11 protein-coding genes are annotated in these 12,585 nt (G+C 39.1%); 3 read left to right on the top strand and 8 right to left on the bottom strand.

What is annotated here, in order from left to right:
* The first annotated feature begins 180 nt into the window (after positions 1-180).
* Positions 181-387, top strand: a complete 207-nt coding sequence (locus TOL5_RS05275; RefSeq protein ID WP_009586753.1) for a hypothetical protein — start codon at positions 181-183, stop codon at positions 385-387.
* Between the two features lie 83 nt (positions 388-470).
* Here the strand turns inward: TOL5_RS05275 and cntB are convergent, their stop codons facing one another.
* The 6 genes from cntB to TOL5_RS05245 form a co-directional block, all read right to left on the bottom strand.
* Entirely contained in the window at positions 471-1,427 is a 957-nt protein-coding gene (cntB, locus tag TOL5_RS05270) for a carnitine monooxygenase, reductase subunit CntB (RefSeq protein ID WP_005033180.1), read from the bottom strand.
* 105 nt (positions 1,428-1,532) lie between these two features.
* Positions 1,533-2,984 carry an NAD-dependent succinate-semialdehyde dehydrogenase gene (locus TOL5_RS05265; protein WP_121774668.1) on the bottom strand — a complete coding sequence of 484 codons (1,452 nt, stop codon included), beginning with the start codon at positions 2,982-2,984 and terminating at the stop codon, positions 1,533-1,535.
* A 63-nt stretch (positions 2,985-3,047) separates the two neighbouring features.
* Positions 3,048-4,163 carry a carnitine monooxygenase subunit alpha gene (cntA, locus tag TOL5_RS05260; protein WP_005033186.1) on the bottom strand — a complete coding sequence of 372 codons (1,116 nt, stop codon included), beginning with the start codon at positions 4,161-4,163 and terminating at the stop codon, positions 3,048-3,050.
* 66 nt (positions 4,164-4,229) lie between these two features.
* Positions 4,230-5,183, bottom strand: coding sequence for an alpha/beta hydrolase (locus tag TOL5_RS05255; protein WP_046760532.1), 954 nt, complete (start codon positions 5,181-5,183; stop codon positions 4,230-4,232).
* A complete protein-coding gene (locus TOL5_RS05250) occupies positions 5,180-6,835 on the bottom strand; it encodes a BCCT family transporter (protein WP_162987686.1) in 1,656 nt (551 codons plus the stop codon). The genes TOL5_RS05255 and TOL5_RS05250 overlap by 4 nt, the downstream gene beginning before the upstream one ends.
* Positions 6,836-6,872: 37 nt before the next feature.
* The gene (locus tag TOL5_RS05245; RefSeq protein ID WP_058971596.1) at positions 6,873-7,985 is read right to left on the bottom strand and encodes a tartrate dehydrogenase; all 1,113 of its coding nucleotides are present in this window, start codon (positions 7,983-7,985) and stop codon (positions 6,873-6,875) included.
* A 100-nt stretch (positions 7,986-8,085) separates the two neighbouring features.
* Here TOL5_RS05245 and TOL5_RS05240 point away from each other — a divergent pair, with 100 nt between their 5' ends.
* Entirely contained in the window at positions 8,086-9,066 is a 981-nt protein-coding gene (locus TOL5_RS05240; protein ID WP_042086387.1) for a LysR family transcriptional regulator, read from the top strand.
* A 78-nt stretch (positions 9,067-9,144) separates the two neighbouring features.
* Positions 9,145-9,978, top strand: coding sequence for a DMT family transporter (locus TOL5_RS05235; protein WP_121774670.1), 834 nt, complete (start codon positions 9,145-9,147; stop codon positions 9,976-9,978).
* A 121-nt stretch (positions 9,979-10,099) separates the two neighbouring features.
* Here the strand turns inward: TOL5_RS05235 and TOL5_RS05230 are convergent, their stop codons facing one another.
* Together TOL5_RS05230 and TOL5_RS05225 are read right to left on the bottom strand one after the other, a co-directional pair.
* Positions 10,100-11,284, bottom strand: coding sequence for a hypothetical protein (locus tag TOL5_RS05230; protein ID WP_121774671.1), 1,185 nt, complete (start codon positions 11,282-11,284; stop codon positions 10,100-10,102).
* 384 nt (positions 11,285-11,668) lie between these two features.
* On the bottom strand, positions 11,669-12,154 hold the full coding sequence (locus TOL5_RS05225; RefSeq protein ID WP_010590958.1) for a DUF4189 domain-containing protein: 486 nt from the start codon (positions 12,152-12,154) through the stop codon (positions 11,669-11,671).
* Between the last annotated feature and the right edge of the window lie 431 nt (positions 12,155-12,585).

Genomic DNA, 12,585 nt, shown 5'->3' with positions numbered 1-12,585 from the left:
TTTAGCAATATTTTTAAGATATTAAATAAGTTGTTGATAGATACTCAGCTCTATTTCATAAATGCAAAATCTTTCAATAAAAAAACTGGTTTTGCTAAAAATGACAAGAAATTATGCACGATATGGAAAGTCTACCCCTTTTTTTTTAAATAAAATTAATAAAAAAGGAGGTATTAAGTTTTGCTAAAAAAAGTAACCAAACAAAAACTGAAACGTACCTATCTGCGAAAAGGTGATCATAGTCTAGTCTTGATTGCAAGCTTTCTGACGCATGTTAAATATTTAGGTTGGAGTGATGAGCAAATTAAGGAAACATTACAAGATGCAAGAAGTAAAGATTATGAATATTTATATGAAACATTAAAAAGAGCTGTAGAAGTACCATAAGGACTAAGCTACAGCGCTTAGATTTTTATACTATTATTAAAATAAATAGCTACATTAAATTAAAAGTAAAATCATCATTCAACTTATAAATCCAGTACTAATCTCCGACCTTTGGCACGAGAAACGCAGATCATCATCGACTGTTGAGAAGACTTTTCATCATCGCTCAAATACTGATCAAAATGTTCTGCTTCGCCCTCAATAATTGTAGTTTCACAAGTCCCACAAACCCCTTCACGGCAGAGGCATTCCACATCAATATTTAATGCTTCAATGGCTTGTAGAATCGTTTGATTGCCTTGTACTTCAACTTCCTGATTAGATTTCGCCAGTACCACCGTAAAAGCTTCACCCTCTTCAGGCACAGTTGAAGCAAATTGTTCCCAATGAATATATTCATCACGATAACGATGAAAATTACAGCGATCAATCACAGCATCAATCATCGGCTTAGGTCCACATACATATATATGTGTTGCTTTAGGTTGTGATGCGATAAGTTGATCGAGGTCAAGGCTTTTGCCTTCTGAGTCGACATAGCTAAAAATATGTGCTGAATGTTTTTGTTTAAGTTCTTCTAATAATGCTGCATGTTCTGGTGAACGAAAAGCATAATGCAACTCGTAGTCTGCGCCACGCGCCGCCAACTCCTCCATTTGAGGTACAAACGGCGTAATACCAATCCCACCAGCAATTAAAATATGCTTGCTACCATTTTCAGCCAGAGGAAATAGATTTTTAGGCTCAGAAATGACGATTTCACACCCTTCTAGACACTGATCATGCATATACACTGATCCGCCTTTGCCTTCGACATCCTTACGCACACAGACCTGATAAGTCGAGAGATCTTCAGCACAACTCATCAGTGAATAAGCATTGGAAAGCTGATCATTCATTTTCACAATGATATGGCTACCGCCATTGAATTGAGGGAAATTTTGTCCATCCTGACGTTTAAATGTAAATCGTTTGATCAATGGGGTGAGTTGTTCTACTCGAGTAACCACTGATGGAAACATTTCATAATGACTTGCCATGTCTAAATCCTCTTTACCACATGCTGCTTCATACAAGCATTTCTTAATTTTAAGCGCAGATTTCAGGCTGGCTAATCTTCACTGATCGACCAACCTGTGTTGTTGCTATAAGCCTAAACACATATATTTAATGGTCATGAATTCTTCTAAACCATATTTTGAACCTTCGCGCCCCACACCCGATTGTTTAACACCACCAAACGGAACGACTTCATTGGAAATTGCGGTGGAGTTCATTCCCACCATGCCATATTCGAGTTGTTCAGCTACGCGCCAAATTCTCGAAATATTTTCACTGTAGACATAAGCCGCTAAACCAAAAATCGTATCATTGGCTTGTGCAACGACATCTGCTTCTTCACTGAAGCGAATCAGTGGTGCAACAGGTCCAAAGATTTCCTCTTGTACGATTTCCATCTGCTGATTTACACCCGTTAAAACCGTGGGTTCAAAGAATGTTTGCCCCAATGCATGCGGTTTACCGCCACAAGCCACTTGCGCCCCTTTTTCACAGGCATCATCAATCAATTGCTGGGCTTTTACGACCGCTTTTTCATTGATTAAAGGACCAATCTGTACGTTTGCTTCAAGACCATTGCCAATTTTGAATTTTTGCACTTCTTGCACAAACTTTTCAGTAAATGCCTGATAAATCTTGTCATGCACATAAATACGATTGGCACAAACACACGTTTGTCCAGCATTACGGAATTTAGCAAAAATCGCACCTTGAACAGCTTTATCGAGGTCAGCATCATCAAAAATGATTAACGGTGCATTTCCACCCAATTCCAATGCCAGTTTTTTAATGGTGCTTGAACATTGCTGCATCAATAAACGACCGACAGGCGTAGACCCTGTAAATGTTAATTTTTTAACTTTTTCATGACTGGTAAATACCGCCCCTATTTCTTGTGATTTACCGGTTACAACATTGATTACACCAGCAGGAATACCTGCCATTTCAGCTAACTTCGCCAAGGCTAAAGCACTGTATGGTGTTTCATTGGCGGGTTTAATCACAATGCTACAGCCTGCTGCTAAAGCAGGAGCTGCTTTACGGGTAATCATCGCAATTGGAAAGTTCCAAGGTGTAATTGCAGCTACTACACCGACAGGCTCTTTACTGATGATAAAACGTTGTTGATTGTTGGTGGTTGGAATTACATCACCATAAACACGTTTTCCCTCTTCAGCAAACCATTGGATAAATGAAGCCGCATATTTCACTTCACCCAATGCTTCAGCCAAAGGTTTACCCTGTTCAACCGTCATGATATATGCCAGCTCATCTGCATTCGCCAACACCAACTGATACCAAGCAAGCAATAAATCTGCACGTTGCTGTGCAGTTAACGCTTTCCATGAAGCCAATGCTTGATAAGCAACTTCAATGGCTTCCGTTGCTTCAGCTGTTCCCATATTCGGAATCACACCTATTTCTTCACCTGTTGCTGGATTGGTTACAGGTACAGTGTCATGAGATTGAGCATCGATCCATTGACCATTGACCAATCCACGTTGTTGAAATAACTGACGACCTTGCAAACTTGTCATGTCATGATCCTATAAAGTGAAAAGAAGGTACGGCTAGATTTGCCGCACCTCTAAATTGATGAATTACTGATGGTATTGCGCAACCAGATTTTGGAAATATGCAATACCATGTTCGCTGATACCTGAACGTTGTCTATCAGTCATAATACGACCTTGACCACGATATCCCCGTGATTTCAACCCACGTTGCACACTTTCAACCAGATTTAAATCTTCAGGACGGAATACATTACGATACCATTCAATCAAATCTTTCTGATCTTGAGTGAGTTCTTCATTGGTAAAGTAAATGTCATAATGTTGTAAGGTCGTTTCAGCATCAACAGGAAATTCATAAATCACTGTCATAAAATTGCTGCCTGGTGGAACATTAAACATGGTGCATGGCCAAGTCCAAAAACCACTGAAGGTTGGGTCTTGAACAGATGGATCTAATTTGAATGATTTTTCTGAAGAACGAGCATAACCGTATTGTAAAGTCCAGTTTTGATGTGTGGTGTGCCAATATTTATCGACTTGCACTGAATCTGCAAAACCAGGATGTGCAGGACCACAGTGATAACATTCCATATAGTTATCAACGATCACTTTCCAGTTTGCTGGTGTTTCAGTGACAAAACGTGCTGCAAGTTTTAAATCTTTGATGACTGCACAGCTTTCATTGAGCTTTTGGGCAAATTCAGGTAACTGATCTTCTACACAAGTTGCATTTTCATCCATATTGATAAAAATAAAACCTGCATACTCTTCCACCTTTAACGGCACCATACTTGAGTTTTGTTTATCAAATGACTCAACATGGTCACAGTTACGTGCCAAAGCCAAGCTACCATCTAACTTAAATGTCCATGCATGGTATGGACAGGTAATCACGTTTTTTGCTTTACCACTGCCACTGAGCAACTCATGACCACGATGTGGGCATACATTATAGAAAGCGCGTAAAATATTATCTTTACCACGGATCACAATGATGTTTTCACCAATCACCTTACGGGTAATATAATCATTGGCTTGTGCAACTTCACTGCCATGTGCCACACAAATCCAGCTTTTTGCAAAAATTTCTTCTTTCTCACGTTCAAAAACTTGAGAAGATGTATAGAACACTTTTGGGAAGGTCCATGCTACATCTGGGTTTGAGCAGAAATCTTCGGGTAATTTTTCAACTGCATTCATGGTTTTACTCCATTAAACTCTTTTTGTCCTAACGACCGTTTCATTAAAAATTGGCTGATGCCCAAATCAATTGAGCATTTGCTTTATTGAACTCAGCATCTGCTGATATAAATCCTGTACGACTGGGCAATCACGAACTAAGCGTAGACTGCCATGTAGCAATCCCTTTCCAAGATAAAATTCCGTTTCGATATTGGCTTGTTTTAAGCTGTCAGCAAAAATACGTCCGTCATCACTTAAAGGGTCATACTCTGCTACAGCAATAAAACTCGCTGGCATACCAGAAAAATCCTGTGCGAACAACGGCGATAAACGTAAGTCTTGCCAATCATTTTCATTGGGTGCATAAGCTTTTAAGTAATAACGCATGTCCGCTACGCTCAGTAACGGTGCTTGTCCATGTAGCTGGCAAGATTCGCTATCAAACTGGGTGCTTAGACTTGGATAAATCAGTACAAGACCACATGCTTGATTTGCCGTATGTTGTGACTGAACTGCCAGTGATGCTGCTAAATTACCACCTGCACTATCTCCTGCTAATACGATTTGATCTGGATTAATACTCCATTCAATCGCATGTTGTTTAAGCCAGAGGTAAACCGTTTCACAATCTTCATAAGCTGCTGGAAAGTGATGTTCAGGCGCTAATCGGTAATCGATACTCAGTACCACAACATTGAGATCACGACACAGATAACGGGTGATAAATTCATGTGAATCTAAATTTCCCACCATCCAACCACCGCCATGAATATAAACAACGCATGACCACCCTTTTTCTGGTGCTTCACCTAATGGTGAATACAATCGAACATTCACTGGATGCGTGATATGCGGTACGACTCTATCTTCAATATTGACTGTGTCATCTCTTGGCAAAGTGTAATGTAAACACATTGCATCATAGGCAGCACGTATTGAATCAATATCCTGATCCGCAGGTGAATAAATACTGCTCCAATACACTAAGCTTTGCATTTCTTCACTTAATTCATAGTTCATGTTCGATTGTGCTGTCATGACAATTCCTTTTGACTTGCCTTATCTGCAATCGGTTCAATGGCAACATCAATATGCATATGCTTATTGGCTTCTGCATGATCCAATGATTGCAATTCATTAAAGCTACTTTGCTCAATCAGATGTGATGGAATCTTTGAATAATCCTCAATCAACCATTTCACTAAGCCATACGTCTGTATCAGAATAATCACGATAAAAGGCAAGGCGGTCACAATCGTTGCCGTTTTCATAGTGTCTAAAGGTGCTTTAGAAAAAATCATCGCAATCGGTACCAAGGTCAGCATCAAGCACCAGAATAATCGAGCATTTGGTGATGGATCTTGTCCTTCACTTAAGCCACGTGTACAGGTTGCTGAGACGGCATAACCAACCGCATCCATATGCGCTGCAAGGAAAATCACCATAATGCCGAGGAAAATCCACATCATCAGCTTGCCTGCTGGTAAAAGCCCCAACAGTTGACTGATCGCAACTTCACCGCCTTGCTGACTCAAGACTTGGGGAACATTCACCATGCCATGAATAAAGTTATATACACTGTAGTTTTCAAATACACCGAAGATGAACCATAAACCAACGCTACCACCAATCACCATGGCAAAAATCACTTCTTTAATGGTGCGTCCTTTAGAAACACGAGTAACGAAGAGCGCCACACCCGGTGCATACGAAATCCACCACAACCAATAGAAGACCGTCCATTCACGGGTGAACTTTCCATCGCCCATCGGGTCTGTAAATAAACTCATATCAACAAAGTTGGTTGCCATAAGACCAAAACTCATCAATGAATTATTCATAATGAATTGGGTTGGTCCAAAGCACAGAACATAGATTGCAAACAGTACCACACCCAGACAAACCATATGGCTGAGACGCTGCATCCCTTTGTCCATACCAACATAAGAACTCAGGGCAAATAAAATCGATACCGCAAAAATGATGACGACCTTGGTCATAAAGGTATTTGGAATACCGGTAAGCTGCGACAAAATATTGGTAAAGGTCACTGCGGTCAGTACCAATGAAATGGTTAAGGCACCAAACATACACAGCAAGAACATTAAATCAACCAAACGTCCAACGGGTCCTGTTGACTTAAACCCTGTAACCGCCTCAATTATCGAAGCCAAGCTCAAGCCTTTATTCTTTCTCACATGATAGCTATAGCACAGTGAAATAGACGCAAGTGCATAGATCGACCATGCGCTTAAACCAGAGTGAAAGAATGAATATGCCACACTGTATTTGAGTGCTTCGGCAGATTCGGGTGCTAAATTTAAGCCCGGGGTTTGGTAATAATATGCCCAGTCCAAAAAGCCCCAATACAATGTCGAAGAACCAATGCCCGATAAAATGAACATAAAAATCCACGACATGGTGCTGTATTCAGGTTTTCCCTCTCCCAACTTGATTTTGCCGTATTTACTAAATGCCAAACCAAAGGTAAAAATAATTGATAAAAAGGCAAATAAAAGCACGGGCGTGGTGAACACCGAAGTCGTCCAATGCATCCATTTAGAAGCCAATTCTATTGATTCAGATGAGTAGATCGCTAAACCAGCCACCGAAATAAACACAACGGCAAGACTGGTTATGGCTAAGGTCTTATCTGTATAGAGTTTTGTATTTTGATTATCCATATCTATTCAATCCATCTTGGATTTTGATCATTCCATATGGTGGTTATTCCATAGCGAATAAATCCATTTTCTCGTGAGTTACAAATGATGCAATGGCATCTCCAACTTGGTAAGTTTTTGCAGTTCCGCCAACATCCGGCGTTTTAGGTCCATGAACCAAGATATGTTCAATCGCCTGCATAATGTCTTGTCCTGCCTGAATCACCTGCTCATCACCATCTGCCAAGAAATCCAACATCATGGCACCTGACCAGATTGCAGCGATCGGGTTGGCAATTTGCTGACCAAAAATATCTGGAGCAGAACCATGTACAGGCTCAAACAGTGATGGAAACTTACGTTCAGGATTGAGGTTTGCAGATGCTGCTAAACCAATCGTTCCTGTACATGCAGGTCCCAAATCAGACAAAATATCTCCAAACAAATTCGATGCAACCACTACATCAAAACGTTCAGGCTGTAGTACAAATCGGGCAGCTAAAATATCAACATGTTGTTTATCTGCTTTGATTTGCGGATATTGTTTTGCCATTTCATCCACACGTTCGTCCCAATATGGCATGCTGACAGCAATTCCATTGGACTTGGTTGCAGCTGTGATCTTTTGAGCATCACGTTGACTGGCAAATTCAAATGCATATTTCAAAATGCGATCTACCCCATGACGAGTAAATACCGCTTCCTGTAATACGAACTCTCGATCTGTGCCTTCAAAAGCTTTGCCACCTATTGCGGAATATTCGCCCTCACTGTTTTCACGCACCACATAAAAATCAATATCACCTGGCTGTTTACCTGCAAGTGGGCATTTCACCCCTGGCATTAATCGAACTGGGCGTAAATTCACATATTGATCAAAACGACGGCGGAACTGCAGCAATGAGCCCCAAAGTGAAATATGATCGGGTACTTTTTCAGGCCAGCCCACAGCACCAAAGAAGATTGCATCATATTGCTGTAAAATCTCAAACCAGTTATCCGGCATCATTTTGCCGTGTTCAAGGTAATAATCGCAGCTTGCCCAATCAAAGGTATCCATTTGGAGTTCAATACCATATTTATCAGCCGCTGCCTTTACAACCTTGATTCCTTCTGGTAGAACTTCTAAACCAATCCCATCACCTGCAATCGTGGCAACTTTATACTTTTTTGCCATAACGCTCCCTTACACCTTTGGTTAATATCCTTAGATGTAAACATGCTGTTTTCAGCAAAAATGATCAATAAGAAAACTATCACCCCAATGGACACGGATCGTGAATAATCTACCTAACCTATCGGATTTAAAGGTTTTTTGCACAGTCGCAAAACGTAAGAGTTTTGTCGATTCTGCGGATGAGCTTGGCGTTTCGCCTGCTTTTATTAGTAAGCGGATCAACATTTTAGAGACCAATTTAAATTGTAAATTATTTCATCGAAGTACACGCCATGTCAGTTTGACGGAAGATGGCAAACTTATACTCGATCGTGTTGCGCATATTTTGGACGAGTTTGATGAGATTAGTGAACTGGTCAATAACCCATTAAGTACGCCAACAGGACATCTGGATATTGTCAGCAGCTTTGGCTTTGGTCGAAAACATGTGGCGCCCATCTTGTCAAAACTGATGACCATGTATCCAAAACTGGAGATACAGTTTGATACCATTGATAATACTAAGGATCTGATTCAACACAGTATTGATTTGGATATTCGTATTGGTAACGAAATTGCACCCAATATGATTGCAAAAAAACTGGTGCCTAATTTTCGGATTTTTTGTGCCGCACCCAGTTATATCCTTAAAAATGGTGCGCCTGAAAATTTAGAAGATTTACGGCATCATGACTGTTTAACCATTAGTGAGCGTGATCAATCCTCTGTATTATGGAAATTACGTCACGCCTCAGAAGATATGTCTGTACATGTTACACCGCGCTTTATTTCAAACAATGGTGAAATTATTCACCAGCTTGCTGTAGAAGGTCACGGGATTATTTTACGTTCAATTTGGGATGTTGCCGATGAATTGATTAGTGGACAGTTACAACACATTCTTCCTGAATATTGGCAAGATGCAGATGTATGGGCAGTCTATCCATCACGTTTGAAAAGTTCATCCAAATTACAAACCTGTATTTTGTTTATTCAAAATGAATTATTGAATCGTTTGCAACATATCCAAAACCTATCACGAGGACAGTTGATTCAACCTGTAGAATCTGTTCAACAAAGCGCTGAGAAGGTATTTTTATAGGTATGCTTAGATTTTTGTTTTTTTAAATATCATCAATCATCAGCTTGATAAAACTGATGATCTACTGACACTTAAACTATGAGCACAACGATATTTGGTCTAATTTTACTGGCAGCAGTATTTCATGCAACATGGAATGCGATTGTCAAAGCGGGCTCAAATAAGTTCTTAACCACCGTACTGGTTACAGCATCAGCAGCAGTTTTAGCCATGCTATTGCTGCCCTTTTTCCCGATGCCCAACAGTGCAAGCTGGGCTTATATTTTAGCATCTACAGTGATACAAATTGTCTATTTTGGTATGGTCGCAAAAATCTATCATATCGCAGACATGGGACTGACCTACCCATTAATGCGAGGTACTGCACCGCTTATCGTTGCTGTTTTAGGGACATTGTTGCTGGATGAAAAGCTCGAACTCTATGCATGGCTTGGTATCATCACGATTTCCATCGGCATTTTATCCATGATCTTCGCCGCACCTAAAAAGGGACGAAAAGGGATTGGTTTAGCCTTGCTAAATGCAATTTTGATTGCGAGTTATACCTTGGTGGATGGACATGGGATTCGCCTTTCTGGATCAGCTATTTCTTATATCTTATGGAGTTTTGTACTTTCTGGACTGATTTTTTTTATTTTTGCCTTAAAAATGCAGTATCGACAGATGGGGAATTATTTCCGTTTAAATTGGCATCTTGGTTTAATCGGTGGAATCGGTTCATTTTTCTCTTATGGTCTCGCCTTGTGGGCAATGACACTCGCACCTGTTGCCATCGTTGCCGCATTGCGTGAAACTTCAATTTTATTTGCGACTTTGATTGCGATTTTCATTTTAAAAGAACGTGCTACGATCACCCGAATTCTATCATCCTGTATTATTTTAATCGGTGCACTAATTTTGAGAGTTAGCTAACGCTTGATCACCAACAGCTCATTCCCAGATAGGCATCAATTAAACATCACTCTCTTTAAACCTCAGTTCAATTAAAAAGCCAGCTTATTTGGATAAAGCTGGCCCATTGGTCATGCTTTGTTTAGAAATAATAGCCTAGTGATAAATAAAACAATTTATTCCACTGATTACTTTCTCCCTGTGCAAGACCGTTTGCACCGCCTCCAGTCATCGGATCATTGCGACTCCAAATATATTCGCCCTGAATGCCAATTGCTTTGTAGTTAAAATACACCCCAGCGGTGAGTCGATCTGAATCTTGGTAAGCTGTTTGATCTTTAAAGTAGCGACTATAAGCCAAATAAGGTTTTATATTCTCCAACTGATGAAAAGGCTGTGCCAATGTATAATTAATTTCATTAGACATAAACTTGCCTTTATTTGCCACTTGGTATGGATAATCGAAGGCTCCCATAGTCGAACTATTTGGTAGCAAATTGTCCGCATTGTTAATATTTTGCTCACCTGCCAAAAATAGCCATTGCCATGCTTGGTAGTTCAAGGTGTTAAATACAGCCCATGTACGACGATGTCCATCTTGTTGAGTTCGATTGTTTTCTAATTCTGAATACCAATATGAACCACCGATTTCAGTCGAAAAGTTTTGTGATTTGTCCAAATCAAACTTTCTAGACAAACGAGTGATCCACATATTTTTTTCTTCAATATCTGTACCCTGACTTAAATCATCTGCTTGAACAAAATTACCACTGTATCGACTTGCATCTTTGGATGTGCCTGTATAATTTCCACCATCAGTAGGATAGAAACCTAAATTAAAATTGTATTGATCATTTTTAAATTGATATTTTAGCCCTAGATTTTGAATGTCTTCAAAACCTACTGTGTTCAGCAATGTTTCATAATAACTATTGCCCCATAATCGACCAAAACCAAAATCTACAGATTGAAACCCGACAGACAAACGCTGCTGATCTGAAAACTTATAGCCTGCCCATGCATCTTTTAAAAACCAAGCATCACATAAACGACTGTATTGATAACAGCGAACATCCATCGAAGCGATCCAATTGGGGTTTTCATAAGTCAAAACAGCTTTAATATCGGCAAGTTGCCAATCCTGATTTTTAGAGCCCTCATTTGCCTCGACAACATAATCTTTGTACATATAGCGGGTTCGAATTGCGCCTGTGAGTTTCAGTTCCCCTGATTCTATTTTAGGATCGCCTATACTTAAATCAGCTGCTAAAACAGGCATATTCGCTAACATACCCATTGATCCCAAAATTAAGAGTGCCTTCTTCATTATTCTACTTCCTTGTTTATCCTGCTAAGAAAATGAACAAATTCAACAAGACAAACAATGCTGAAACTATGTCGTCAGCATTTACAAAGTGTGTTTAATTTATGCTAATGATATTTAAATCATGCAAAATACCTTATTTTTTTAAATGAATATTCAAGTTATATGTCGGTATTTAAACCAAGATTACAATATTGAAAGATGTGTACCAAGGATGATCATCTTGTTTATCAACCCAGATCATATTTTAAGGTTTTATAATTTTAATAGAAAAATACTGTATAAGCTGACAATGCACATAAGATTCTAAAAATAATGATTTTGAAATTTTTGATCAGTTTTTATATTTATAGCTTTGTCAGCCCATTTAAAAAATACATTTTAGTATTACATGATGCCGCTACAGCGCTCGTAAACGACCTCACATTGATCTTTTCTAAAACCGTCACGTTGGCATTGTGATAACACACTCTCACGTCCAAATTTCTTTCTAAATGTATGATCTCTACCCGTGACTTGTCCATATAATTTGGTTGTGCCCTTCGCTTGACCGACGGTAGCGCATTGGGTTTCTTGGTAAGTAAACCAAACCTCACAGTGCGTTCCACCCTTTTCCTGACAGTCTTTTACAGCTTTTGCACGGAGATCTCCACGGAATACTTTAGCGAAAGAATGTCCAACTACCCCATTACTGCCTGAAGCAATTGCTCCGACAACCGCATAAGTGTAATAAGTTGGCGCTTGATAGCCACCCCCTCCACCACCGTAATTAGGAATTGGTGCGCATCCCATGACACCCTGCCCACCCACTGGATACATACCCTGAGGACAATTACCTTCAGCCCACGCCAAATGGCTTAAACTGCTGAACATTAATAGGCTGCATATCGACAGTAAATACTTTATTTTTTGATTCAAGAATATCCACATAAGCTTCCCTCTTTTTTCATTTTAAGCATGAGCATTTTCACCCAAGATTATTTTTTGTTCAATAAATATCATGATTATTTACTTGAAATATTGACTTAAAATAATTTAAAAATTCATATTAATTTTTGATAATTAATGTCTTTTAATCATATTTAAAAAAATAATTTCATAAAAATTTTAACTTTTTTATTTAAAATTTATTTAATTTTAAATTCATAATTATGGAAATATACGCACAATTTCTCTCATATTTTATATCAATCTGATGAATCAAATCTCACTCAACCATTTAAGTTATTTTGCTTTTTACACCATTCATCACTTTTATAAACTGGTTTCAAAGCATCATTCAACAAATAAAAGCCCATCATCCT

The organism is Acinetobacter sp. Tol 5 (assembly GCF_019702905.1).
Taxonomy (GTDB): domain Bacteria; phylum Pseudomonadota; class Gammaproteobacteria; order Pseudomonadales; family Moraxellaceae; genus Acinetobacter; species Acinetobacter bereziniae.
The sequence above is the reverse complement of the archived record's forward strand: the minus strand, read 5'-3'. Positions and strand labels throughout refer to the sequence as shown.

Bases quoted from the DNA above. Each gene is read 5' to 3' on its own strand.
- cntB (WP_005033180.1), bottom strand. From the start codon at position 1,427: ATGGCAAGTCATTATGAAATGTTTCCATCAGTGGTTACTCGAGTAGAA.
- TOL5_RS05265 (WP_121774668.1), bottom strand. From the start codon at position 2,984: ATGACAAGTTTGCAAGGTCGTCAGTTATTTCAACAACGTGGATTGGTC.
- cntA (WP_005033186.1), bottom strand. From the start codon at position 4,163: ATGAATGCAGTTGAAAAATTACCCGAAGATTTCTGCTCAAACCCAGAT.
- TOL5_RS05255 (WP_046760532.1), bottom strand. From the start codon at position 5,183: ATGACAGCACAATCGAACATGAACTATGAATTAAGTGAAGAAATGCAA.
- TOL5_RS05245 (WP_058971596.1), bottom strand. From the start codon at position 7,985: ATGGCAAAAAAGTATAAAGTTGCCACGATTGCAGGTGATGGGATTGGT.
- TOL5_RS05235 (WP_121774670.1), top strand. From the start codon at position 9,145: ATGAGCACAACGATATTTGGTCTAATTTTACTGGCAGCAGTATTTCAT.
- TOL5_RS05230 (WP_121774671.1), bottom strand. From the start codon at position 11,284: ATGAAGAAGGCACTCTTAATTTTGGGATCAATGGGTATGTTAGCGAAT.
- TOL5_RS05225 (WP_010590958.1), bottom strand. From the start codon at position 12,154: ATGTTCAGCAGTTTAAGCCATTTGGCGTGGGCTGAAGGTAATTGTCCT.